The sequence below is a fragment of the Acinetobacter sp. SFA genome (assembly GCF_001647535.1).
Classification (GTDB): domain Bacteria; phylum Pseudomonadota; class Gammaproteobacteria; order Pseudomonadales; family Moraxellaceae; genus Acinetobacter; species Acinetobacter pecorum.
Map to the genome: position 1 here is coordinate 275,996 of NZ_LSZI01000001.1, position 26,086 is coordinate 302,081.

The window sequence follows — 26,086 nt, forward strand, 5'->3', positions numbered from 1 at the left end:
TGTAATCGATGCGATTGATTACATTTGATATTCTGGCAACTGTACACGCATACCATCCATGTCCTCAGAGACTTGTACTTGGCATGCCAAACGTGAACTCGTGGTTTTTTCAGGGTTAAGATCGAGCATTTGCAGCTCACTTGCTGAAGCTGTACCGACTTGTGCGATCCACTTCGCATCTAAAATCACATGACAGGTGCCACAGGCACACTCACCGCCACAATCGGCATCAATACTGGGTATGCCTTGATCAATGGCAATTTGCATTAATGATTTACCTACCTCCAAGTCAGCAGAATGCTCTGTTCCATCATGCTCAACAAATGTAATCGTTCCCATTTCTATTCTCCTTCGCAGGTATGAATGTGCTATTCATCGGTTTTTATTTGGATGACTACAATCTAATGCTATAAAGGCCACTCAAGCAGGTCATTTTTTGACAAGATAGGGTCATTAGAAGACATGTAGAAAATTCAAAGAAAAAAATTGGGTGTAACTCGCTTGATCGCTATGACAGGAGGTCAATGTATACGAAATGAAAAACAATATAGGGATGGATGAAAATCTCGATATTGCCAATATTCCCTCCAATTATGCGCGGCTCATTGGTCGAGAATTGGCACTGAATATTCGTGAATTACCGCAGTTGCTGCAATTTACTCAGCTCACAACTGCGCAATTCATGCAGGATGACACTTTACTCACCGCAAGACAATTGGTACAGATTTTACAGAACAGCGTCGCATTATCTGAACATGCTGATTTTGGCTTACGCTTGGGTAAGCGCTTGACACCAACCACGCATGGTGCCATGGGATTCTTGGTGAACAGTAGTCCCAATTTGTTGATAGCTCTAAAAGCCTTTAAGGAATTTATTCCTACACGCATCAGTTTCGCGCGTTTAAGCATTGAATATACTGAATATTCGGTCATTATGTCATTGCATTTTGATATTCAGCTTTCTGAACAGGTGCATCGCCTATTGGCTGAAACCTGTGCAGTGATTTTATTTGAATGTGCTGAGTTTATTGTCGGACGCCCCATCCATGACGCTAAAATCTGTTTTGCGCATGCAGAACCGAACTATAGCCAAGCCTATCATCACTATTTATCGGGACATTATTCTTTTGCCGCTCCCGAGATCAAAGCAGAGTTTTCTTTAAGTCTGTGTAATATTCCCAATGCCTCTGCCAATCAAGACAGTTATCTGCTCGCGATGCGGCAATGCGAAAGCATGCTACAACAATTGCAACCCATCAAACAGAGCTATGTTTATCATATTCAAAAAATGATGCTGTCGAGCTCTTTACATGAACTTAGCGAGGAACAGATAGCGGCATCCTTATTTATGAGTAAGCGCACATTGGCTCGTAAACTCGCTGAGAATGGTACGAGTTTTCGAGAAATTCGGGATTCAATTCTTTCTCAGCAAGCCAGCAGTTATTTACTTGAAAGTGGTTTGTCTATTGACGCTATTGCAACCCTACTCAATTATCACGATAGTGCCAACTTCAGGCGGGCTTTTAAACGTTGGTTTCAAATGTCACCAAGCGAGTATCGTTATAAAAATAAAAAATCATCATAATGAACTGAGGACAACTTTGTAAATTTTAGAATAATTAGCTAGGTTCATAAACTGATCAAAACAAGATTTCGATTTTTATAAAAAAATGAAGAATTATTGCTAAATTTTTTTTAAAGTAACTCTCTTCTTCGTTATTTAATTGTTCCTAACCAAAAACTTCATTCAATAATAGCGCTTATAAAAACTCGTTAAGCCCCAACATTACTCTTTATCAGCTTACATTTACAGACATAGCTAATACATCTCAATTTAATCAGAGTATCTACACAAGTTTTAGAAAGATAGAGGAAATTCAGCTGGAAACGTATTCAAAGATTCTAATTCTAGCTTTATTCGGATTTACTGGCAGCTTAGCTAATGCAGATGAATCCATTCCAATAGAGGCAACTATCGCAGCCGAGGCACAACAGGTTGCTCAAGATTATGGAGATCAGAAAGACCAGAAATCAGAACTATCTGATGAATAGCTCCTTAAGTCGAAGGTTTCATTCTTCTATTTCCAGCTTCGAATACAGCTACTATTCCAAGACAGTTCAAACTGGTTTGAGTCTATCTGATGTTCAATGAGTACTATATTTTCATCAATCACAACAAATCGACTATAAGAACTGTAGGATTCAGGCTTTTCCATATAGCTCACTTCTCCGCAGTCCACTATCTGATTGCGAAATTTTGCAGAATCTGGATTAGGAATAAAGTTTTTTGTTATTTCTCTTATAGCACTGAGTTTTTGTTCATTCGCAACTTTTGAATCTGAGGGTGGATCATCAAACTCTTTTTCAGTGCAACCAAATAACATTGCAATAACTAAAAAAACCTAGATTTTTCATGATGTTCCCCTTTGCATAAGGGCGAAACTTTACATTATATTTCAACTTATACTAAGGAATGAGAAAACAACTTTGTAAGATTATGTTAGATCGGCCAAAATTCTACTGAAATTGATACTACACGTAACAACCAAAAATCTCTCTCTAGAAAATCTCGTGCAAGATCAAATAATTCAGTTAACCGGTTGGCAAACCATGTAAATAGTACTGGCAATCCCTATCACCGCCAATATGGATATAAATATTTCTATTTTAGTCATCATAGTTATATTCTTAATCTCATTAGAATATATTTTATACGATTATTCTGAGTTAATTAGAATAGCAGTATATTACAAATACATTATATGTTCGATATTAAAAACCACTCTTTCGAGTGGCTTTACCTAATTGAATGTTTGTCCTACGGCGTAAATCATCATGGATATAATCATGACAGCTACAATAATTAATAAGATCTCAATTTTTGTCATTAGGAAGCTCTCCGACTTCTACAGCTATATTTTATATAATTCGAAAAGAAAGACCTATAATTAAAGCGTTACAAGGTTTTAAATTATAAAACTCTCTTGGAGAACAATTTTTTGATTTTTTATTAGATTGAAAATTAATATAAATGAAATCAATTTGATCAATATCATCAACCTATTCAATTATGCTTGAGACTTGAGAAGTTGACTTAGTAGGGGGTGAAAATTAAATATATAGGGTTGATATTCAACTTTAGCAATTAAAAAAATATGAAGCAGTATTCGAAGAATATTGTAAATATTCCTGATAAACCTGTAAGTTCATAATTTAAATACTCTAATTGGTTGAGTTGATTTATTTTGTAACATCAAAATAACACCATTGTTTTAATGGTCAAATAAAAAATGACCTTTAATAACAAAGCTATTGAACATTTCCGGAAATTTGCGTCTTTATTTTGAGCATAAGTTGAAAATACCTGATGCAAACACTTGGTTTTATTTGGAAAAATAATGGTTATACTTTAATTAAAATGATAGAGAAGAATAGACCATGAAAGTGAACCTTTTACCTGTTTTACTGCTATCCTTTTCCGGTTGTGCTTGCCAGGGATCACAGCCTGAAGATAAGGTAAAGCCAATTATTACGTCCATAGAACAATCAGAAAATACTCTCGCGGGTTTTATAAATCAGCTTGAATCAGATATTATCTCAGTTGAAAAGAAGAAAATAATTTTATGTGAAGATTATCCTCGTGAATTTGAAACCAATTTCTTATCTAATATGCTTAAGCTTGAGTCCTCTGAATACACAAAAGAGAGCCTCCTAAAAGATCTAAATTTAAATTTAAGCTATTATAAACATCTTAAGAATATTCAATGCTAGCCAACATGTAGAACTCTTGTCAAAACAGTATTTTAGCTTTTTTATTTTTAGTAAATTAAATTATTGGTGAATATCAGGGTTGGTTAGAATAACAGTAAATTATCAGACTATACGGAAATAGGTTCTCTCTATGCACAATGCAAATTTCAAGAATTTTGAAGAAGCTGGCCAGGCCATTTTAAAATTTTTATCTCAACGATTTGGATTTAAGTTATGGATGATTACCCGTACGGAGGGTAATGACTGGATTGTACTGTTGAGTGAAGACAATGGTTATGACATTAAGCCTGGGCAAGTGTTTAATTGGGCTGATTCTTTCTGCTCACAAATGGTACTAAATAATGCGCCGCGTATAGTTCCCTATTCACCTGATATTCAAATATATGCGAATGCACCAATAAATCAGCTAGTTACTATTCAAGCCTATATTGGTCAACCTCTTTTAAAAGAAGATGGCTCACTGTTTGGTACCCTCTGTGCGATTGATCCTGAACCTCAATCTAAAATTCTTGTTGAAGATACTCCACTATTCGACCTCATAGCCAAAGTGCTTAGTTATACGATTCAGGCTGAATTAAAAGCGGCTGAACATGTGCGTAGAGCCGAACGGTTTGAATTGGAAGCATTGTCTGACCCAATGACTGGGCTTTTTAATCGTCGTGCTTGGGACCGTTTAATTGAATTAGAAGAAGAGCGGTGCAAACGCTATGGGCATCCTACCGCTGTATTAATGATAGATCTTAATGATCTTAAGATTACAAATGATAGCCTGGGACATACGGCGGGTGATGATCTAATTCTGAGAATGGCACTCACGCTAAAGGATATAGTCCGTAGCAATGATATTGTTGCTCGCTTAGGTGGTGATGAGTTCGCTGTACTCAGCATAGAAACCAATCTGGAAAATGCTAAAAGACTTGTATCAAGAATTCAAAAGGCTTTCGCAGAAGCTGGTATTAGTGCTGCAATTGGCCTGGCAATGCGTAATCCGACATATGGGTTATCAACTGCCATCATTGAAGCAGATGAAAATATGTATCAGAATAAATCATTCATTAAATCTGGTAATTATTGATCAAAGCCATCAACCCGATAGGAGCTTGTTTAAATTTAACCTAGTTGGTTCCCAATGAAACATTGCTTATAAATAGTTCAGCCACCCTCCCCGTAGCAACAAGCCGACCCTAAAATATGTCGGCTTGTTTTTAAGCAGTTCTGAATAAAAGATGGCACTGATAGAAATAATTATTTAACAGGTTTCTATAATGCCTATCGTTTATAAGCTCTAATTCGTAGTATTAATATTACTGGCGCACCAATAGTTTAGAGTTTTGTTGGTGCTTATTTTATCCAGAGATATAGTACCGGCAACAGGACTAAAGTAAGCAAAGTTGATGAAATAATCCCGCCAATCACCACAGTTGCCAAAGGTCTCTGTACTTCCGCACCAGTTCCTGTGGCAAGAGCCATGGGTACAAAACCAAGTGAAGCCACACAAGCGGTCATCAGCACAGGGCGTAAGCGTAAGATCGCCCCTCTCCACACGGCTTCTTCCAAACTGTATTGATATCTTAACTCTTTAATAAACGTCAACATTACAAGTCCATTCAGTACGGCGACACCTGACAATGCAATAAATCCAATACCTGCTGACATCGATAATGGAATATCACGAAGCCAAAGGAACAATACTCCACCTGTCAACGCAAAAGGTACACCGGTAAAAACAAGAAGGCTTTCTTTAACATTATGGAAAACAACCATAAGTAGAATAAAGATTGTCAGTAAGGCAAGTGGAATCACTATTTGCATACGTGATCTGGCTGAAGCCAGATTTTCAAATTGCCCACCATATTCAATCCAGTAACCACTTGGCAGCTCATAATTTTTCACTTGCTTTTGTAGTTCTGCGACATATGATCCTAAATCACGCCCGTCAACATTGGTCGTCACGACAATACGACGCTTACCGTTTTCACGACTGACCTGATTCACACCTTCAATCGTACTCACCATCGCAACATCCGCCAATACAATCTGTCCACCATTTGGAAGCTGTAAGGGCAACTGAGCAACACTTGCAAGATTACGGTCCTCATCACTTAAACGAACCACAAAATCAAAGCGTCGGTCACCTTCTAGAATCTCGCCTACACTTTGACCGCCGATACTTGCTGCAACGAGATCTTGAATTGAGCGTACGCTCAAGCCATATTGTAAAGTGCCTCGGCATAACACAAATAAGAGGCAATTTTTGCATCCTCTGGTGTCAACACCCGGTGCATCGGGTCAATAAACTGTTGTAACCAATCCCAAACCGGTAGTCCTTCTGCCGTGCCACGCAATAAACCGGAATGGCAATGGGTATTGATCAAGCCCGGCATCAGGATCGTTTGTGGGTAATCCTCAATGAGCACCTCTGGATATTGCTCTGTTAAATGCTGTAATGTGCCAACTGCTTTTATTTTGTCTTCCTCAATCAGTATCGCGCCATTTTTAATGCATTCATTCTGTGCATTCATGGTGAGGACATAGGAAGCTGTTAAAATTTTCATGATTTATACTCAAATCTATTCTATTTATGATGAATGGCTGCAGTTATGGCACGAAGGTTTTACCTAAAGAAGATGGTAAATTCATTTTCAACACTTTTTTATTCCGCGAAATCATGACTAGCACCACAATGGTGGCTATATAGGGCAATGCGGCAAGCAACTCATTCGGCACCTTAATTCCAAGCGCCTGGGCGTGAAATTGTAAAATGGTTACGCCACCAAACAGGTAAGCGCCGAGCATTAAACATGTGGGTTTCCACACCGCAAATACTACCAGTGCAATCGCAATCCAGCCGCGACCTGCCACCATATTTTCAATCCACATCGGGGTATACACGGTTGATAAAAATGCCCCGCCAACCCCTGCCATCAAACCGCCAAAAAGTACTGCGCCATAACGAATCGCCAACACGTGATAACCCATGGCATGCGCACTTTCCGGTGATTCTCCAACTGCTTTAAGCAATAAGCCCAAACGGGTTTTAGCCAAGACAAACCACACCAGAAAAAAGCTCAAGATGGACAGATACACCACATAGTTTTGCTGGAATAAAATCGGACCCAATACTGGAATATCCGCTAATAGTGGAATATTAAAATTAGCCAGACCCGGTAAAGCCATACTGACGTAGTTCTGACCCAAAAATGCAGAGATACCGAGTCCAAAAATGGTTAAAGCCAAACCACACGCGGATTGATTGGTACTTAAAGACAAGGTAAAAAAGGCAAAAATCAGGGCCATCAGCATGCCTGCCAGACCACCCATCAATAAGGCACTTAACACACTGGCATCATATTGCGCAGCAAAGGCAAAACCTGCAATTGCACCGACCAGCATCATCCCTTCTACTCCAAGATTAATCACACCAGTCCGCTGTGTGACCAATTCCCCCAGACCTGCGAAAATCAGTGGTGTTGCTGCTGCAACAGTACCTGCAAGAATTGCAGTTATTTCTAAAGCCATATCATGCTTCCTTTTGCTGTAGACAACATTGGGTTAAAGGGTAGTTGCTGTGGGCTGAGGGACCGGTGACGCCATTTTTTTGCTAAACCGGTAACGGTTTTCAATTAATGCATCGGAAGCCAGCAGGAAAAATAACAGCAGACCCTGGAAGATACCGGTAATCGCGACCGGAAGCTGGAGCTGCATTTGTGCCATTTCACCGCCCAGATAAATCAGCGCCATAAAACAGCCTGACAGCACAATACCGATGGGGTTCAAACGCCCTAGATAAGCCACGATAATCGCTGCATAGCCATAGCCTGGGGACAGGTTCGGATTTAGCTGTCCAATAGGTCCAGCCACTTCACAGAGTCCGGCAATACCTGCCATCATTCCGGAAATCACCAGACTCATCCAGATAGCTTTGGAGGAAGAAAAACCTGCGTATTTGGCAGCTAAAGGTGCCTGACCGCTGACTTCCAGTTTATAGGCCGTCAGACTTTTGCGCATAAAAACCCAGAACAGGACCACTGCAAAAAGAGTGATAAAGATAGAGGCATTAATGCGGGTGCCTTCTACAATGAATGGCAGCGTAGCACTCTCATTAAAAACCACCGATTGAGGGAAGTTCATCCCTTCCGGATCACGCCAGGGACCATTGACCAGGTATAGCAACACACATACTGCGACATAATTCATCATCAGGGTGGTCAGGGTTTCTTCAGCATTAAAATGGGTTTTCAGTAAGGCAGGAATTGCGCCCCAGAGTGCCCCACCGAGTGCGCCCATGACGATCATTAGCGGGAGAATCCACCAGCCAATTTGGTCGTGAAATAAAATCGCAATACCACCGCCAAAAATTGCCCCGATCGTAAGCTGACCTTCAGCACCGATATTGAATAATTTCGCCCGAAATCCGACCGCCAGTCCCAAGGCAATCAGAATCAGAGGTCCGGCTTTCACTGCCAGTTCACTCCAGCCATAAGATGATGTCAGCGGTTCAATAAAGAAGATGTACAGGGCTTGCGCGGGATTAATCCCCAACATTAAAAACAGAATACTGCCGACAATCAGCATGGCCAGCAGTGCAATGAGCGGTGAAAGCCACTTCATGATTTGAGATGGATGTTCACGCGGTTCTAGTAAATGCATGTCGCTCTCCTCTCAACCTGTATATTTGTTTTTTTTGGCTATATTAAGCATGAGCTTGCTGCTCCTCTACTATGATCGCAGTGTCATGGACTGGAATACCTGACATCAAGACCCCCACATTTTCAGTATTGGTTTCATGGATAGGTATCGCTGGAGATAGTTCACCATTGGCCAACACACAGAGACGATCACTGATTTCAAACAGCTCTTCTAATTCTTCTGAAATCACCAAAATAGCAACACCTTGTCGAGAGAGGTCAATCAGGGTTTGCCGGATAAACATGGACGCACCTACATCAACACCCCAGGTCGGTTGAGCCACTATCAGGAATTTCGGGTTTTGCAAAATTTCCCGGCCCACAATAAATTTTTGTAAATTTCCACCGGACAAGGAACGTGCTTCTGCCTCTGGGCCACTGGCTTTAACCCCGAATTTTTCAATACAGTGCTGGGCAAAAAGCTTACATTGTGAAAACTTGATTAATCCCCATTGCGTCAGATTCTGCCGAAATGCAGTCAGTAAGGCATTCTGGGACAGCGTCATGTTTGGAACTGCTCCTCGGCCCAAACGTTCTTCAGGTACGAAGCCCAGACCCAAGTCACGCCGTTGTCCGGGACTGAATCGGGAAATATCGATTTGATCCAGAACCATCCGGCCATGTTTCAGGCTGTTTTCTCCCGACAATAAAGACAGCAATTCTGCTTGCCCGTTGCCAGAAATCCCGGCGATTCCTACAATTTCACCGGCACAAATATTTAAATTGATATTTTTCAGCGATACACCAAAAGGATCATCGGACTGGTAATTGAGATTCTCGACCTGAAATAGCACCTGTTTTTCACCTGTATATTCTGGGCGTACATAGGTCGGTAAATCACGGCCAATCATTAAGCGCGCTAAATCACTGGTGCTGTTGTCTTTGGGATTAACATTTCCGGTCACACGGCCATTACGCAAGATGGTCGCTTCATCACAGAGTTCTTTAATCTCATGTAATTTATGACTGATATATAAAATTGAAACGCCTTGGGAGGCCAATAAACGCAAGGTCTTAAACAGTTGCCGCACCGCTTGTGGTGTCAGTACCGAGGTGGGTTCATCTAAAATAATTAAAGCGGGATTTTGCAAAAGGCAGCGAATAATTTCGACACGTTGCCGCTCACCTACCGATAAAGAATGTACTTCGCGGCGTGGGTCAATGGGTAAACCATATTGCTCTGAAACTGCAATAATTTTTTGACTCAGGACTTTTAAATGAATTTTTTCATCCAGTCCCAGCGAAATATTCTCCGCCACGGTCAAAGTCTCAAACAAAGAAAAATGCTGATAGACCATGCCAATCCCGAGCTTTCTTGCCATCGACGGATTATCAATATGAACTTCTTTACCGTTCCAGAGCATTTGTCCCTGGTTGGCCTTGGTTGCCCCATAAATAATTTTCATCAGGGTGCTTTTGCCAGCACCATTTTCACCCAGAATGGCATGAATCTGTCCGGGTTGAACGGTTAAATGTATCTGGTCATTCGCTTTCAATGAATTGTAACTTTTACAGATATTGATGAGCTGTAAACGCGGTACACCTGAAGAAGCCATGTTCCTCTTTTGTATATGAGCAGATCTATCGTGTTGAGAGGTCATCATCAGTGCCCTATTCAATGCTGTAGTAATGCAGCATCCATCGATGGTTGTCAGGCATGCAAATGGATGCAGAAAAGTACATCAAAGTATTTAAAGTTTTTTGAATTGCAAAATGACAAAGCTTTATTTAGGTAATGAGCCCTCTACGCCCTTCACGTAGTAATTCATTTTGCTTAGTGCTGCATCATCTAGGCGCTTGCCTTTTGCCAATACCAATGTGCCATCCTGTTTATGAAGCGGACCAGTAAATGGATGTACTGTGCCCTTTAAAAGGCCATCACGTACACTCAGCGCTTTTGCTTTAGAGGCTGCAGATACTGAAGGACCAAAGCTTTCGATATTTACTGCTTTTTGTTTTACGCCATACCACATGGCACTTGGTTTCCAGGTTTTATTGCTGACTTGCGTCATTACCGGAGTGTAGATTTTCTCCCAATGTAGAACGGATGCTGCAAGATGCGCTTTAGGACCAAATTTGCTCATATCAGAGTCCCAGCCAAAAGCAAAGACACCTTTTTGTTCAGCAGCCTGTACCACTGCCGGAGAATCGGTATTTTGCATCAGCACATCCGCGCCTTGAGCAATCAAGGCCAAGGCTGCATCACGTTCTTTCCCCGGGTTAAACCATGAATTCACCCAAATGACTTTGGTTTTAATCTTTGGATTTACACTTTGTGCGCCGAGGGTATAGGCATTGATATTACGGATGACTTCAGGAATCGGAAAAGACGCGACTACGCCCAATACATTATTTTTGGTTTTTTGACCGGCGACCACACCCAGCATATAAGCACCTTCATAGGTACGGACATCGTAGACCCCTAAATTTTTGCCCTGCTTATAACCGGTTGCATGCATGAATACAGTATTTGGAAATTGCTTGGATACTTTCTCCATCGCATTCATATAACCAAATGAAGTCGCAAAAATGACTTTATTGCCTTGCTGTGCCAGGTTACGGATCACACGTTCGGCATCTGCTGTTTCAGGGACATTTTCGATATAAGAGGTTTTATATTTTCCAGTTAGTGTTTTTTCAGCCTTGATGCGACCCTGGTCATGAGAATAAGTCCAGCCATGGTCGCTGGTTGGGCCAATATAAACAAATGCGGCTTTATCTTGGGCCTGGACATTGGCGACAGCGGCCATGCTCATCACACCACTTGCCATTAATACCCCTACCAATTTTTTCAATCCGGTTTTCAAGCTATTTTTTTCTTTCATTCTATTCTGCTCTTGGTTGTTCTGTGTCATGCAACACATGCTTTAAAATGACTTCACTCAAATGTGCCCAGTCTGTTCAATATATAATTAGCAATAAGCATTCCAGTTTTATCAAAAATAATAAAAAGAGGGTTTTAAAATAAGATATTTTTGTTTTTTTTATTTAATAAAAGCGTACTGTTATTAAATTTATAAATACTAATTTTATAATTGATCCTAAAATTTAATTTTATAAAAGGATTTTTTTTATTTTTGCTTACAAGTAGTGCGATAAAATAAAATGCCTTAAATTTGCGCATTCCTTTTTTTAATTCAAGCTTCATATTTTTCATGAGCAAAGATAAATCTAAATGATAGAACCATGTATTGAGCTTCATTGAGGGATTGGAATTTTTTTATATAAGTTATTAATATTAAAAATTTAATATTTTTTAATAATTCGATTTAGCTTGTAATGCACTGAAAGGTTGATGTTTTACAGATATTGTTCTTTTCTCTCCTCATTGAAGGAGGTTGGAAATCGCCAATCGAAGCTTGCCTAGATTGATTTATTTTAATTTCCAAATTTTGACAATCTTAATCAATTTTAATTAAAGAATAAGGAGATATAAATAATATTTTGATCATTCAAAAATAATATAAATAAAAACCACTATATTAGAATATAGGGTTTCTATTCAAAATTTAATCTAAATTTTAAAATTTTAAGATATATTAGACAACATAACGTTTACTTAATCCCCACTCGGCTAAGATTCGACGATAGGTGGTTGAAGAACGATCCGCTTCAAAGTGTGCTTCCATAGAAATATCGAGCGGTAATTCTTCAGGTTTCTGGCTTTCCACCATGTCCTGATCTTCGGCAAAAATTTGTGCATTGAAGTCATATACCGCCTGTAAATCTCCTGTGGTATCGAAGTTGCGTGTCAGTGGCACAAATAAACGGGTTTTATTGTGTGAGATCGGACAACAGGCATTGAGAATTTTTAATTGTCCTTGTTCTGGGAAATGTACGGTAAGCACTGCAGAAAACGGTGGATAGACATCAAATACACGTTTCCACAAAAAGCCTTCCGGTGCCAAATCTTGCATACCATGTGGGTAGTTGCTGACACTGCTGACATATTCGGTATGCAGGCCGTAATCTGTACGTTCTGTCGTGTATTTGGGTACAACCTGATTTTCAGGGTCTGCGAAAGAGCCCTGATGAACCCAGGCAAAATGTGCAACATCAATAAAGCCTTCCAGTTGACGGCCACTCGAACCGGCAATATCCACAAACGGCGGTAAAATTGCCTGATGATCTGGCATCTCCCAGGTATCTAAAACAGGAAAATTGGCTTTTGCTTCGTCACGGCCAAAAATACTGGTCCAGATCAAGCCATATTTTTGCACTACAGGAAATTTGGTCAGAGAAAAACGCTCAGAAATGTTGGTCAGCTCGGGTTGTGCAGGAATTTTGATACATTTACCCTGGCCATTGTAGTGTAGACCATGATAAGGACAGATCAGGTTTTCACCCGAAACCCAGCCTTTGGTTAAAGGTACACCCCGGTGTGGACAGAGATCACGAACCAGATGAATATCACCACTTTCTGTTTTGTACAATGCCAGTTTGACATCAAGCAGGGTCACTTGTTGCGGTTGGATAGAAACGTCCTGAATTCGTGCAACCGGATACCAGTGACGAGCCAGAATATCCCAGTCCTGATCATCAAACTGGCTATAGCAGGGTTTGTTGAATAAATTAATGACTGGAATTGCGTTCATATCAAACCTATATTCTTACTGTGGATGGTCTCTTTTTACAGGCCTTGAACATTGCATGCCTGTGTGATTTTGGCTTTGCTTATGATTGAAATTACTTAATTTATTGTCATTCTGTCTATTAGAATGATTCGTACTATTCATTCTTAAAATTAGAACACATCAACCATGTACAAATGTACTTGCCGATTAAAGCAGCCTTCTTTGGCATAAAACTCGCATAAACACGGTTATCTCAAATATTGATATAAATAAACGGTGGTTCTTCGCTTGACTAAATTAATGAATACGCCTTTTTCCCGATTTTCAGAATATTTTATCGCGGTGGCGAAAACGGGAAGTTTACGCAAGGCCGCAGATCAATTATTCATTTCCGTGTCTGCAGTACATCGGCAAATTGCCTTGGCTGAAGAAGAACTGGGAATTGTGTTATTTGAGCGCTTGCCCAATGGTTTAAAACTGACACTGGCGGGCGAATTGCTCTATGCCGATGTTATAAAATGGCAAAAAGAATTCCAGCAAACCCGGATTCGCTTTGATGAAATTCAGGGGCTTACGCGTGGGACCATCGAATTTGGTTTAATTTCTGCCTTAAATGATGGTTTTGTCATGCAGTCCGTGCAATATATGTATGAACATTATCCCTGGATTAATTTTAATATCCGGGTCGCAGACAGTGAAATTGTAGCCAAAAAAGTGATTGAGGCAGAACTGGATTTTGGCCTGATCCTGAATCCAAAATCCCATCAACATATTGAAGTCCTCCATTTTCTGGAGCTGCCTTTAGGTTTTGTAATGGGTAAATCACATCCTCTTGCTCAAGCAGAAAAGATTTATTTTTCCGATACCTTGAACGACAACCATTTTATTCCGGCCGACCCCCTGATTATTCATGATTATGTACAGGCATTATATAAACATCATCAATTTATACCTGCACGTAAAACGGAATCGAATGATATCCACCTGATGAATACTCTTATTCAGGCGAATTCCGGGATTGGAATTTTTAGTTATCTCGATGTTTTACCCTATGTAGAGCGAGATGAAGTGGTCTTTAAACCTATTTCTGAAAAAGGGCTGCATCCGCTGACCATTGCCCTCTGTGTGGCGCCTAAACGCCAGATTTCACGCGTTTCCCAGTTGATGATCAAACATATTATTGAACAAATGGAAGCTTTAAAAAGCAAGGTGCAGCAACTGTAGTATTTTCATACTTAAATAACGAAAACCGCGATGGCTAAAATCGCGGTTTCTCAATATGTGATGCTATTAATGAGGCTTAATCCAATGGATTGCCCACAATATTGCTAATAATGCCTTTCATAATATGTGGGCCTTGCTCTTTCCGTAGGTCTGCATACCAGTCTTTGGTAATTTGTTCATCTTTCATATGCGTGACATCACAACGCTTACGTGCACGTAGCAGCAATTCATTGGCGCGTTCATTGCGTTTATTCTGATAACGTTTCAGGGCATCTTCCAGACCTAGCGTATTAATTTGTAAGGCACGTGCGAGATAGACTGCATCTTCCATTGCCTGGCAACCTCCCTGCCCGATATCCGGTGTGGTGCTATGTGCCGCATCCCCTAAGATTACCACACGGCCCTTATAAAACTGGGTAAAAGGCTCAATATCATGGATTTCGACGCGATTGGTTTTCTGCTCATCAATACTGTCAATCAGGCATTGAACCTGTGGGCACCAGCCAGAAAAATACTGTTTTAATAGGGTCTTATATTCCGAACGCTGATTTTCCAGACCTGCGGGCAATGGCACATCAAAGAAGAAATAAAAGCGCTGCTCTGCCACAGGCATCAGTGAAGCACGTTTGCCTTCACCGACAAAAGTGGTCCACTGCTGTGCGGGCGCTAAATCTTCAGAGATCTCAACCAGTCCGTTCCAGTTCACATAGCCGGCATAACGGCGTTCAACCTGTTTGCCCAATACATACTGACGCGTCATGGAATGGGTACCATCTGCGCCAATTAAGAGTTCTGCAGAAGCAGTGCTGCCATCCTGAAAACCGATTTCGACGTGTTGCCCCTTATCCTCAATAGACACCATTTTTTTACCGAGCTGAATATCCTGCCGGCCAAACGCATCCATTAACATATTTTGTAATTCAGCACGCGATACCGGATATGGACGTTGACCGACTTCTTCAATTAACGGCGCCAGACTAAACTGCGTCATGACCTCACCATTCAAACCATCGATATAGGCTAAGTCATTCATCTGGCCACCTAACTTTGCCACCTGCTCAGTTAGACCTAAATAATTCAAACACTTCACCCCGTTTGACCACAAGGAAATTGCAGCACCGACAGGTAAAATCTGTTCTGCCTGCTCATAGATGGTGACCCGATGTCCGAACTTTTTTAGTGCAATTCCTGTGGTTAATCCGCCCATGCCTGCCCCAATAATTGCAATTTCCATCTATTTCTCCTGGCTATTTCACCTTCATTGCCAGCTAAAATGCTAAAAACGTGCCATCCTTGAAAAAAATGCACTAAAAAAATTGCGAAAGTTGGCATACGCTGTGCTTTTAAATTCCTTCAATGTCCTGTTTTTATAAATACAGAATCAAATCTGAGTTTATAAAAGTGCATATTCATGTGACGTATAACAATGATGATGGAAATTTAAGATGGCGACCTTATTAGCTCCAATTTTTGATCTGCCTGCTCCAGTACAGCAGTTAACTAACCTTGCAGATGCGCGAATTGGCGCAGAAATTCTTGAATGTTCAGATGAGTTTTTTGCTGAAGCGAAACGCATGTTGCAGTTTGAGGCACCGGTCTTTATCGAAGACAAGTTTGATGAGCATGGCAAATGGATGGATGGCTGGGAAACCCGTCGCAAGCGCCACGCGGGCTATGATTGGGCCATCATTAAACTTGCTGTTACAGGTCAAATCCAGGCACTGGATATTGATACGACTTTTTTTAGCGGCAATTATCCGGCCTCTGCTGCTGTGCAAGCATGTTATGCGCCAGATGGAAATCTTGATCAGGCAGAATGGATCAGCATTCTGGAAAATAATGTCCTGGGACCCAGTCAACATCATATTTTTCAGATTTCAGCTAAACAGATATTTACCCATGTCCGTTTGAATATTTATCCTGACGGTGGGATTGCACGTTTTAAGGTCTATGGCCAGGTAAAAATCGATCTGCAAGATCGTGATCAAGTGCTGGATGTCTTGGCACTCGAACATGGTGGCCGTGTCGTTGCCTATAGCGATGCGCATTTTGGACATCCACGCAATCTGATTAATCCGGGGCGTGGCATTAACATGGGCGATGGCTGGGAAACCAAACGGCGTCGTGCCCCAGGTTTTGACTGGTGCATTTTGGCTTTAGGATCGAGTGCCCGAATCGAGAAAATTGAAATTGATACCGCCCATTTTAAAGGTAACTTCCCTGCCGAGGTTTCTATTCAAGCCATCTATGTTGAGGATGCAACCGATGAGCAACTCATTCCACAAAGCATGTTCTGGCCTTTTTTGTTAGAAGCCCAGTCCATGCAAATGGATCATATTCATCATTACATCAATAAAATTTTACAGCACGAAAAAATTTCCCATATTCGTGTCAACATGATTCCGGACGGTGGCATCAGTCGGATTCGACTCTGGGGTAAATTGGCTTGAAGGATGAATGATATGTCTATGCAAAGTATAAAAATACAGTCTTTAAGCACTGAAAGTTTTCTGCCTTTTGGAGAAGTCATTGCCTGTCAGGGTAATCATTATTTTCATATCAATGAGCAGCAGACTGAGCGTTATCATGCTTTGGCTGAAGTAGAAAGTGATACCAAGGTCGGAATGAGTATTTTTAGAAATATACAAGCCACGACAATTCCTTTTCATATCTCAATGCTGGAAAGGCATCCTTTAGGATCACAGGCTTTTATTCCAATGCATGGCCAGCAATTTTTAATCGTTGTAGCGCCTGAACTTGATCATACACAGCCCGATATTAGTCAGATTCAGGCATTTATCAGTGATGGTTCGCAAGGCGTGAATTATCGTGCCGGAACCTGGCATCATCCTTTATTGACGCTTGAAGCCCCCAGTGAGTTTGTGGTGGTGGAGCGTATAGGTAGCGGATCAAACTGTGATGTTCATCCTTTCCCTAAAAGCATCCAGATCGTATTTTAAGTATATTAAAAAAGCCCTTTTTATCAGGGCTTTTACTTATTTCTTCATCACTTTGTCTAGAAGTGATATTTCACCAAAGCACTGACATTATTTTCATCAGCATTCGGGATTCCGAATTTATTGTTCCAGACAGAATGTTCAACCCCCAGATACAGGTTAGTTTCTGGCGAAATGTGTTTGCCGACATTCCATTTCCATTGTGTCGTCCAGTTCATTTCGCTTTTATGATCATCTTCTGCTGTTGACCAATCCAGGAAGCCATCCACCAGGAATTCTTCAGTACCCAGTTTGAATGGCACGGCATAGGTGAGTGTCAACTGGTAATCATCCTCAATACTCTCATTATTAGCTCGATAAAGATGAATGCCAGCATAACGGAAATATGGAATATCCAGATCGAAACCTACCCCATACAGGAAATTATCAAAACCCTCTCCACCTTCCCAGGTTGTTGCAATCAATACGTCTTTAACCGGACCAAAGGCAAGCTTCTGGCCTGATACTTCACCCAAACTTAATCGTGGTGAAAACTCAAAATAACTGGATTTAACATCATCTGTACCATGCATGCGGTCAATGAAGAAAAATACATCTGCATATTTTACTTTTGCCACATACTCAAAGGTGGCAGTCGCCTGTTTTTCATCGACCACCTCATAGTTTTCCCCATAAAGTCCGGTGACACTGAAGTCTTGCCAGACCGGTTTTGCCTGTGCGGATGCCGCACCTAATACAAGTAATGTTGCAGCAGTAAGTTGAGTGAATTTCATAAATAAGGGTCCCCAGTGGAATGAAAAAATCACGTTCTGAATTAAGCAAGAACAAAGCCAACTTTTTTAATTTTTGATAAAAAAACAGCCCATTTTCCTGGCTGCTTTCACTCTGGTTTAAATTTTCTAATGTGGAAGCTTTGCCACAATTTCTGTAGTCGCTGTACTTTTATTTTTAAATAGGTTCAGATGATTGAACAAAAGGTTGAGTAAAATGGCCATTAAGCAGGTTGAACTGATCCCCGAATGAAATAAGGTTTGCACCCATTTTGGAAAGTTGGCATAAAAGGAATGATCAATAATTGGAATCATGCCTGCTGCAATAGCCGTCGCGACAATAATGAGATTTTTTTGCTCGTTATAATCAATTTTAGCCAAGGTACGAATTCCGCTCGCAGCAACGGTTCCAAAAAGCACCAGACCCGCACCGCCCAGTACAGGTACAGGAATGGCAGCAATCAAACGCCCCATAATTGGCAGTAAACCCAGTACGACTAAAATCATGCCACCCGCAGCGACCACAAAGCGGCTTTTAATTCCGGTAATAGCCACCAAGCCGACATTTTGCGCAAAAGCACTTTGCATGAAGGAACCAAAAACCGGTGCCACCGCACTCGATAACATATCGGCACGCAAGCCATTCGAGATACGATCCGCATCCACTTGGGTACCTACAATCTCACCCACTGCAATGATATCTGCTGTGGTTTCGGTCATAATCACGAGAGTAACGATGAGCATGGAAATAATGGCAGTGAGCTCAAAAGTCGGTAGCCCAAAGGCGAAGAAGCTGGGTACCTGAATCCATGTTCCATTCGCAACTTTAGAGAAATCACCAAAACCAAATAAATAGGCCACTACTGAACCAAAAACAATTGCCAGAAGAATAGACAAGCGACGAATCGCAGCATGTCGGCTCAGATTCAGGCAGATGACAAAAGCCAATGTCATCAGTGCCAGACCAATATTTTCGACACTTCCCCATTCTGGTGCCTTGGGATTGCCGCCCATCATCCATCGGACTGCTACAGGTAATAAAGACAAACCAATGATAGTAATGACGCAGCCGGTCACTACAGGAGGAAAGAAACGGATAATTTTGGAAAAATAAGGTGCCAGAAAAAAACCGATCAATGAGGCGACAATGACTGCACCGTAGACGGCTTGCAAACCACCGCCTGTAGTCACAATCGCCACCATCGTCGCAACCCCGGCAAAAGAAACTCCCTGCACCAAAGGTAATTTCGCGCCAATATATTTCACCCCAACGGTTTGCAAAATTGTAGCTAAACCACCCACAAATAGCGCCGCTGCAATCAATAATCCAATTTGATAGGCTTCTAGGCCGGCTGCCGTTCCCACGATTAAAGGTGGTGCAATAATTCCACCATACATGGTCAGTACGTGTTGCAAACCATAAGCTGCACTTTTTCCCGCACCTAAATATTCATGTTCAGGTGATATTGTTTTACTTTGTTCTGTCATTTTTCTCACCTCAAAGTCAAAATATAAAATCAGCTTCCGCGATATGTGGAGTACGCGAATGGGCTGATCAGTAAAGGAATATGAAAATGCTGGGATGCATCTTTTATATAAAAATGAATGACTGCTTTAGGAAAAAAAGTTTCTAATCCCAAACCTTCAAAATAGGCAGATGTAAAAAACTCAAGACTATAGATACCTGTGTTTAAATCGACCATGCCAAAATCACTGACGCGGCCGTCTGTATTGGTTTTTGCTTCCCTGATCAGGCGACCGTCTTCTGAAAATAGTCGAACGACCACGTCTGTTGCAGGTTTTCCCAGATGCGTATCCAGAATATGTGTGCTAATCATGCATGAAGCTCCTGAGCCAGTCGTGACAAGGCAATTTCTGCCAGTTGTTGATGCACAATACATTTCTCAATCTCTGGATCATTCAGCAAGCGAGATGTCAGGGCGTGAAGAACGTCTTCACTGCTCAATCCAGCGGCTTTGATCAGAAAGATAAACCCATATTTTTTTTCATAGGCAAGATTGCCTTTAAGCAGTGCAAGCCGGGTATCATCATCTGCGGCAATGCCGGATTGTTCATGATGGGAAAAGTCTTTTTCTATTTCACTTAATTCAGCTTGTGCTTTTTTCTCGCCTATACGGGGATGATTATCCAGCGCAGCTTTAATCTCATCCCAGTTCCAGGTCGCTGCTTGTTGTTGCGCTGCACTCAAAACCTCCTCAAGCGATGCATAAGGACGCTTTGCGACAAGCTCGGTTGACCAACTGGGTATTTGCACGCAGTGCTTTAAAAAGATCATCGCCTCTTCTGTTGATGCTTGATTAAATTCAAAGAGTTGCACTATTCAATCGCCTGATTATCTGGAATGATTATTTAAGGCAAGTTTTGCAATAATAGTGCCAAAGCTGAGTTTTCATGATTTTCATAAAGTACATGACTCAAAAAAGAGCATTTAAACTGATATTTCCAAACATATTTTATGATTATGGCGCATGATGGTTATACCAGTGCTCGGCAATATCCCCACGGCGGCAAATCCAGACCTTGTCATGATTTTGAATGTAGTCCAAGAACCTTTGTAGTGCTTTAAAACGTCCCGGCCGTCCTAAAATACGGCAGTGCATGCCAATCGACAGCATTTTTGGCGCAGTTTCACCTTCGGCATAGAGCACATCAAAAGCATCTTTGAGATATTGATAAAACTGTTTCCCGCTATTAAAACCGCCAGGTGAACTGAATTTCATGTCATTGCTATCCAGGCTATAAGGAATAATCAAATGCGGACGTGTTTCCCCTGCCTGATTGGTCAAGGTGCTCCAAAATGGCAAGTCATCTCCATAATAATCAGCGTCATATTTGATTTGAGGAAATTCAGCCAGGAGTTGACGGGTATTCGGACTGTCCCGACCGGTATACCAGCCGATCGGTGCTTCACCAAACAGGTTTTCCAAGACACTGATTGCCTGATCCATATACTGACGTTCGAGTTCAATTGGCATGTCCTGATAATGTAGCCAGCGCTGCCCATGTGAAACGACATCATAATGAGCGGCTTTAATCGCCTCGACTACATAAGGATTACGTATTAAGGCCATACCGACTCCAAAGATGGTCATCGGCAAACCACGTTTCTGGAACTCCTGATGAATGCGCCAGAAACCTGCACGTGAACCATATTCGTACATCGAATCCATCGACATATGTTTATCTGGAAAGCTGGCAGCACCAATGATTTCAGATAAAAACTGTTCTGACCCTGTATCGCCATGTTCAATGTGGTTTTCACCACCTTCTTCATAATTCAGTACAAACTGTACCGCGACACGCGCGCCGTTTGGCCATTGCACTTTTGGTGGTTCGCCATGATAACCAATCAGGTCACGCGAATAAGGTGCACTGCGAATGCTGTCAATAAGTTCTTGTCCGCGTAAGTAGCTAGTCGTCACATCAATTCCTTGTCGATTCTAGTAAATGATCAATGGTCTATACGCGTGATAAGCAATTTATGCGCCAAAGTAGAGCATTGAAACTGAGAGCACGCTTTTTAAAAAAATATTTTCAGCGAGATTTAAGCTTAGAAATATCCCACCTCAATATTTGCGTGGTTGAATATAAAAAAACTGGAAAGATGTTTATTTGTTTTCAATCGCCGGTCAGTGTTCTGATTTACGCAATCCTATGTCCTGTTAATTGAAATTTCATAGAACACATTGCTGTTTTATAGTCCAGCTAAAGGTCACGAAACAGAATCCATTATGAATACAAATATCGCCACGTTTAGTCCCGACTTACCAGTCCATATGACATTCGAGGAACATGACTGGCACCTCTTGGCTCAGTACTGGTATCCGATTGCACTTGCGCGTGATATTACAGATCAGCCAACAAGTAGCATGCTGCTTGATATGCCGCTGGTGATTTATAAAATGAACGATGAACTGGTGGTGGCGAAAGATGCATGTCCGCATCGCGGTGTACCTTTAAGCTTGGGGAAAAATGACGGCCAGGGCGTGGTGTGTCGTTATCACGGTTTACGTTTTGGCAGTGCAGGTAAATGCAACCGTATTCCTGCACATCCTCAGCATAAAATATCGGAGCGTTTCCATCTGAAAACTTATGCTGCGGTAGAAAAATATGGTCTGATCTGGTGTTCGTTAAGCGCTACAAAAGATGCAGAACCTCATATTCCTCATATGCCTTTTTGGGATGATGCTGAGTATCAGCAACTGGTCTGCCCTCAGATAGACATTCAATGTTTTGCAGGAAGACAGCTCGAAGGTTTTATTGATGTAGCACATTTTGCCTGGGTGCATCCCGATACTTTTGGCGATCCGGACGATGTAGAAGTTCCTGAGTATAGTACGACAGAAACGGAGGTCGGTTTTAACGCAGATTACGTCAGCAGTGTAGGACGTTATCCGATCGGAATCGAGCAACGCGGTCAGGAAGATTTTAAATGGTTACGCCATTTCGAAGTGAGCCTACCCTTTACTGCAACCCTTACGATTCATTTTCCGAATGATGCCAAGCAGGTCATCATGAATTCGGCTTCACCGATGACTGCACGTTCAACACGACTTTTTGCACCTATTTGCCGCAATTATGATAAAGATTTGCCGATTGAAGATGTCTATGCATTCAATATGAAAATCTTTGAAGAAGATCGTATCATTGTGGAAAACCAGAAACCTGAATATTTACCTTTGGACTTATCTTTAGAAGCGCATTTTCCGGCAGATCGGAGTTCAAGCATGTATCGAAAACTGTTACGCAAACAGGGATTTAGTCCTTTATTTGCAATGTAGAAACTTAAGTACAAGAGAAGCGACTTGAGACAGATTTCTTAATATGTCTCTTTTTCCTCTATAACCCTCCACAGTACTTTTCCGGGATTGGCCTGTGTCATAAGTGCCTTATCTGACTTTAGCGGATTGAATTGTTTCCGAGCATAATATGTGTTCCGAACTAAAAAAACTATGAGCGTTGCTTGCTGAACAGACAGTAACTGAGTTTCCAACCACTCCTTGTTAAGTGAGCCAGTAATTGCTGTATTAATATAGCCACGTTCACTTCACTCTTATGAGCTAGACCAATTTCACCAACTTCCCCATCATTTTTGGATTAAGTCGTTCCGATTCGTATGTATAAAAAGATATTGCAAAAAAATGAGGATATTTTTCCTCCCTCATCAGTGCTTTGGTTTACTCGCTAAGAATGCAGATTTAAAAGAAAAGTATTGCTTTAATTACATCTTATAGTATGTAGAGTAATATAAATTATAAAATAAAAACCAAGAAACTCAAGTTGTGATTTTTTAAATATAAAAAATTAATTTAATAATAATTATAACGATAAAAAATTTGTTTATTTTAAAATTAATATTATTTATTAATTAAAATTTTAGATAAAAATTCTGATTTATTTTTAGATGTTAATATTTTAAAATTCATAATCCTTTTTTTAAAACAAATAAATACGAGTGTATTAGAAAAGATTGTTTCTTATAAAAATGAAATAATATTTTTAAGTTATTGATAATATTAGGAGAATAGAATTCTTTAGTATTTTTATAAAATATTTATTTAAGATTAAAGCTATTGATTTAAATGAATAAAATTAACAAAATTTTTTTAAATAAGATTTATTACAAAATTATGTTTTATTAAACATTAAAATTATTGAGTATAAATATTATTACCCTATATTAATTAAAGGCAATCTAATATTTTTAGATGTTGCTTTCTATCTGTATTTATTAAATCTATGAATATCAGTATAAAAATACTGGTTCTAATATTTTTTTGGAGAACTTTTAATGAGCAATTCAAATCTTTCACCACTATTACGCAGAAGCATGGGTTTTGATCGTTTCAATGATTTATTCGACTATGCCCTGCAAACAGTTACGCCTAATTATCCCTATTATAATGTTGAAAAGGTAGGAGAAAATGATTATCGCATTTCTGTTGCTACGGCAGGATTCAATGAAGATCAGCTTCAAATTAATGTAGAAAATCAATTATTGGTTATAACTGGGAATGTTGAAGAAGAAAGCTCAGAATCTACGGTTGAATTTTTACATAAAGGAATCTCTAAGCGGTCATTCAAACTATCGCTGCGTTTAGATGATAATATGGAAGTACAACAGGCCAATTATGAAAATGGTTTACTAACCATAGACTTGAAACGCAACATTGATGAAGAAAATATGTCACGTCAAATTCCAATTGGGCGTAAGTCTAATGAACAAAAGATGTTAGATGACTCTAAAGCAGACTCTAACTCGGAATCTCAATCACAGTCTAAAGCGGAATAACTTAAAATTTTCGGTTCCTGGTATAGCCTCGGACTCATCTGTCAAGAAAAGCATAACTCTCTAATTCTTTATTTTAATTCTTTTTATGTTCAAGAATTAGAGAGTTAAATCTTCCCTACCTCTGATTTTTTATAATTATTTATTGTTATTATGAGACTGATTAGATCACTTTTTAACAAGATAATCACCCCTAAATTTCATAAATCCGATCACTGACTTATAAGAAAGTGTGATTAATATCACTCAATTGATCACAACAACAAGTCGTTCAATTTGGCTGTCAATTCTTAAACTCTAGCTCCCACTGGTCTAGACTTCATGGCACATTGATTTATTCAAGTTTACGGTGTCCGCACGTAAAACTGTTTTGAGCAGGCTAGGCCGGGCTTTATGCTAGCTGTTTATTGCCAATTTTTTTACTCTTAATTTATTTAAGCTAAAAAAAAGCAGGTGCCTAAAAGAATTGGCGACCTGCTACTCTAGGGGAACTATATCAACACGACATCTCACTTCAGTCTTAATATAAAAGTCCAAGCTTAAAAATCGCTTAATTTCGCGAAAAAAATGTAAACACCATGTATAAAAATTCTATAAGGCCTTGGATTTTTTAAGAGAGTTTTAAGCTTAGAAATTTATGCTTTACTTCATCTCTGATTGACCGAATCTGTTCTATGTCTTCCTACCGATCACCTTATAAAGGCACCTCGGGAATCCTGCGTATTTTGAATGCAGCACGTTATTCCCTGGCTGGTTTTAAAACAGCCTTTCAAAATGAGGCTGCCTTCCGGCAAATCCTGCTCATCAACCTTATTTTGATTCCATTAAGCTTTTGGATTTCGGTTAGTCCAGCTGAGCAAGCGCTCATGGTGGTTGTTTGTCTATTGGCGCTGATCATTGAACTGATTAACTCAGCCATAGAGGCTGTGGTAGACCGTATTTCCATGGAACGGCATGAGCTGTCTAAAAATGCCAAGGACATGGGCAGTGCGGCCCAGTTTGTAGCACTCAGTCTAATTACAGTGACTTGGGGCATCATTTTGGCTGGTCATTCGATTTGACCACTGCGCCTGCTACTGCCTGAAATGGACCATTAAAAATGATCACTGATCGTTCCCGGTTCTTATTGACCCAAACCTTACTTTTGATATTCAGTTTTTTGGTTCTTTTAAACTTCTTTGATATTGGAGGAGTGCTTGATTTACAGCTTATCTATCCCTTTATCGATGATCAGGGGCACTTCCCCCTTCGACAACACTGGGCATTGGCAGAACTTAATCACCGTTATGTTAAAGACATGCTAATTCTGGTATATATCCTATTATTTCTGGGCTGGCAGGTATCACTAAAATGGCAGAACTGGCATACACGCCGCTGGGAATTTGGCTATTTCTTTAGCATGGTGGCAGTGACCACAGCCTCGATCGGAATTTTAAAATCCCAGTCGGCCCATGCCTGTCCCTGGAATATGGTTATTCCCACTTATGATGGTATTTTATGGGATTTTAGTGCTACTGCTGGCCACTGTTTTCCTGGGGGGCATGCCTCTAGCGGTTTTGCCTTGGTGGCTGGCTATTTTGTTTATCGTATGTCTAATCCCAAGCGGGCTTATTTCTTTCTGATCGCTGCAGTAATTTTAGGATTAGCCATGGGCTGGGCACAAATGATGCGTGGAGCGCATTTCCTGAGTCATAACCTTTGGACTGGCTGGATTATCTGGTGCCTGAATGTTATCGGCTATGCGCTGTTTAGCCACAAATTAGAGATAGAAGAAACTGTTCTTTAGCATGTT

23 protein-coding genes and 2 pseudogenes are annotated in these 26,086 nt (G+C 40.5%); 10 read left to right on the plus strand and 15 right to left on the minus strand.

From position 1 onward, the window contains the following. Nucleotides 1-18: 18 nt before the first annotated feature. Entirely contained in the window at nucleotides 19-339 is a 321-nt protein-coding gene (locus AY607_RS01295; RefSeq protein WP_064101515.1) for a 2Fe-2S iron-sulfur cluster-binding protein, read from the minus strand. A gap of 196 nt (nucleotides 340-535) precedes the next feature. Between AY607_RS01295 and AY607_RS01300 the strand changes: the two genes are divergently transcribed. Further along, a complete protein-coding gene (locus tag AY607_RS01300; protein WP_064101516.1) occupies nucleotides 536-1,585 on the plus strand; it encodes an AraC family transcriptional regulator in 1,050 nt (349 codons plus the stop codon). Between the two features lie 493 nt (nucleotides 1,586-2,078). Here AY607_RS01300 and AY607_RS01305 read toward each other — a convergent pair whose 3' ends face one another. Continuing rightward, on the minus strand, nucleotides 2,079-2,384 hold the full coding sequence (locus AY607_RS01305) for a hypothetical protein (protein ID WP_064101517.1): 306 nt from the start codon (nucleotides 2,382-2,384) through the stop codon (nucleotides 2,079-2,081). A gap of 1,054 nt (nucleotides 2,385-3,438) precedes the next feature. Here AY607_RS01305 and AY607_RS01310 point away from each other — a divergent pair. Together AY607_RS01310 and AY607_RS01315 are read left to right on the plus strand one after the other, a co-directional pair. After that, on the plus strand, nucleotides 3,439-3,771 hold the full coding sequence (locus tag AY607_RS01310; RefSeq protein WP_064101518.1) for a hypothetical protein: 333 nt from the start codon (nucleotides 3,439-3,441) through the stop codon (nucleotides 3,769-3,771). Nucleotides 3,772-3,901: 130 nt separating this feature from the next. Beyond that, on the plus strand, nucleotides 3,902-4,846 hold the full coding sequence (locus tag AY607_RS01315) for a sensor domain-containing diguanylate cyclase (protein WP_064101519.1): 945 nt from the start codon (nucleotides 3,902-3,904) through the stop codon (nucleotides 4,844-4,846). Between the two features lie 266 nt (nucleotides 4,847-5,112). Here the strand turns inward: AY607_RS01315 and AY607_RS01320 are convergent. The 7 genes and pseudogenes from AY607_RS01320 to AY607_RS01355 all read right to left on the minus strand — a co-directional run. Next, nucleotides 5,113-5,988: pseudogene (locus AY607_RS01320) on the minus strand (efflux RND transporter permease subunit); the annotation flags it as partial. A gap of 2 nt (nucleotides 5,989-5,990) precedes the next feature. Then, nucleotides 5,991-6,326 (minus strand): annotated as a pseudogene (locus AY607_RS01325) (imidazolonepropionase-like domain-containing protein); the annotation flags it as partial. Nucleotides 6,327-6,369: 43 nt separating this feature from the next. Beyond that, entirely contained in the window at nucleotides 6,370-7,290 is a 921-nt protein-coding gene (locus tag AY607_RS01330) for an ABC transporter permease (RefSeq protein WP_064101522.1), read from the minus strand. Nucleotides 7,291-7,323: 33 nt separating this feature from the next. Next, nucleotides 7,324-8,421, minus strand: a complete 1,098-nt coding sequence (locus tag AY607_RS01335; protein ID WP_064096817.1) for an ABC transporter permease — start codon at nucleotides 8,419-8,421, stop codon at nucleotides 7,324-7,326. 43 nt (nucleotides 8,422-8,464) lie between these two features. Next, nucleotides 8,465-10,063 (minus strand): ABC transporter ATP-binding protein, encoded by a 1,599-nt coding sequence (locus AY607_RS01340; RefSeq protein ID WP_064096816.1) that lies wholly within the window; start codon nucleotides 10,061-10,063, stop codon nucleotides 8,465-8,467. Between the two features lie 120 nt (nucleotides 10,064-10,183). Further along, entirely contained in the window at nucleotides 10,184-11,284 is a 1,101-nt protein-coding gene (locus tag AY607_RS01345) for a BMP family ABC transporter substrate-binding protein (RefSeq protein WP_064096815.1), read from the minus strand. Nucleotides 11,285-11,998: 714 nt separating this feature from the next. Continuing rightward, a complete protein-coding gene (locus AY607_RS01355; protein WP_064096814.1) occupies nucleotides 11,999-13,054 on the minus strand; it encodes an aromatic ring-hydroxylating oxygenase subunit alpha in 1,056 nt (351 codons plus the stop codon). 279 nt (nucleotides 13,055-13,333) lie between these two features. Here AY607_RS01355 and AY607_RS01360 point away from each other — a divergent pair, with 279 nt between their 5' ends. Beyond that, nucleotides 13,334-14,257, plus strand: coding sequence for a LysR family transcriptional regulator (locus AY607_RS01360; RefSeq protein WP_064101524.1), 924 nt, complete (start codon nucleotides 13,334-13,336; stop codon nucleotides 14,255-14,257). Between the two features lie 76 nt (nucleotides 14,258-14,333). Here AY607_RS01360 and hpxO read toward each other — a convergent pair whose 3' ends face one another. Further along, entirely contained in the window at nucleotides 14,334-15,491 is a 1,158-nt protein-coding gene (gene hpxO / locus AY607_RS01365) for an FAD-dependent urate hydroxylase HpxO (RefSeq protein WP_064101525.1), read from the minus strand. Nucleotides 15,492-15,702: 211 nt separating this feature from the next. Here hpxO and alc point away from each other — a divergent pair, with 211 nt between their 5' ends. Both alc and AY607_RS01375 read left to right on the plus strand, forming a co-directional pair. Then, nucleotides 15,703-16,707: an allantoicase gene (gene alc, locus AY607_RS01370; RefSeq protein WP_064101526.1), complete on the plus strand. Its 1,005-nt coding sequence runs from the start codon at nucleotides 15,703-15,705 to the stop codon at nucleotides 16,705-16,707. Nucleotides 16,708-16,719: 12 nt separating this feature from the next. Continuing rightward, nucleotides 16,720-17,217: an ureidoglycolate lyase gene (locus AY607_RS01375; RefSeq protein WP_064101527.1), complete on the plus strand. Its 498-nt coding sequence runs from the start codon at nucleotides 16,720-16,722 to the stop codon at nucleotides 17,215-17,217. Nucleotides 17,218-17,273: 56 nt separating this feature from the next. Here the strand turns inward: AY607_RS01375 and AY607_RS01380 are convergent, their stop codons facing one another. From AY607_RS01380 to puuE, 5 genes are all read right to left on the minus strand, one after another. Beyond that, complete coding sequence (locus AY607_RS01380; protein ID WP_064101528.1) at nucleotides 17,274-17,987, minus strand: outer membrane protein OmpK; 714 nt, start codon at nucleotides 17,985-17,987, stop codon at nucleotides 17,274-17,276. A 126-nt stretch (nucleotides 17,988-18,113) separates the two neighbouring features. Further along, complete coding sequence (locus AY607_RS01385; RefSeq protein WP_064101529.1) at nucleotides 18,114-19,472, minus strand: nucleobase:cation symporter-2 family protein; 1,359 nt, start codon at nucleotides 19,470-19,472, stop codon at nucleotides 18,114-18,116. Between the two features lie 29 nt (nucleotides 19,473-19,501). After that, nucleotides 19,502-19,822 carry a hydroxyisourate hydrolase gene (uraH, locus tag AY607_RS01390; protein WP_064101530.1) on the minus strand — a complete coding sequence of 107 codons (321 nt, stop codon included), beginning with the start codon at nucleotides 19,820-19,822 and terminating at the stop codon, nucleotides 19,502-19,504. Beyond that, nucleotides 19,819-20,322, minus strand: coding sequence for a 2-oxo-4-hydroxy-4-carboxy-5-ureidoimidazoline decarboxylase (uraD, locus tag AY607_RS01395; protein WP_064101531.1), 504 nt, complete (start codon nucleotides 20,320-20,322; stop codon nucleotides 19,819-19,821). Before uraD ends, uraH begins: the two co-directional genes overlap by 4 nt. Before the next feature lie 142 nt (nucleotides 20,323-20,464). Further along, a complete protein-coding gene (gene puuE, locus AY607_RS01400) occupies nucleotides 20,465-21,427 on the minus strand; it encodes an allantoinase PuuE (RefSeq protein ID WP_064101532.1) in 963 nt (320 codons plus the stop codon). A gap of 309 nt (nucleotides 21,428-21,736) precedes the next feature. On the opposite strand from puuE, the gene AY607_RS01405 reads away from it, so the two are divergent. The 4 genes from AY607_RS01405 (at nucleotide 21,737) to AY607_RS01420 (ending at nucleotide 26,080) form a co-directional block, all read left to right on the plus strand. Further along, complete coding sequence (locus AY607_RS01405) at nucleotides 21,737-22,786, plus strand: aromatic ring-hydroxylating oxygenase subunit alpha (RefSeq protein WP_064101533.1); 1,050 nt, start codon at nucleotides 21,737-21,739, stop codon at nucleotides 22,784-22,786. A 1,010-nt stretch (nucleotides 22,787-23,796) separates the two neighbouring features. After that, entirely contained in the window at nucleotides 23,797-24,297 is a 501-nt protein-coding gene (locus AY607_RS01410; RefSeq protein WP_064101534.1) for an Hsp20 family protein, read from the plus strand. 671 nt (nucleotides 24,298-24,968) lie between these two features. Further along, on the plus strand, nucleotides 24,969-25,355 hold the full coding sequence (locus AY607_RS01415) for a diacylglycerol kinase (RefSeq protein ID WP_064101535.1): 387 nt from the start codon (nucleotides 24,969-24,971) through the stop codon (nucleotides 25,353-25,355). A gap of 38 nt (nucleotides 25,356-25,393) precedes the next feature. Continuing rightward, complete coding sequence (locus AY607_RS01420; protein WP_064096802.1) at nucleotides 25,394-26,080, plus strand: phosphatase PAP2 family protein; 687 nt, start codon at nucleotides 25,394-25,396, stop codon at nucleotides 26,078-26,080. Nucleotides 26,081-26,086: the final 6 nt, after the last annotated feature.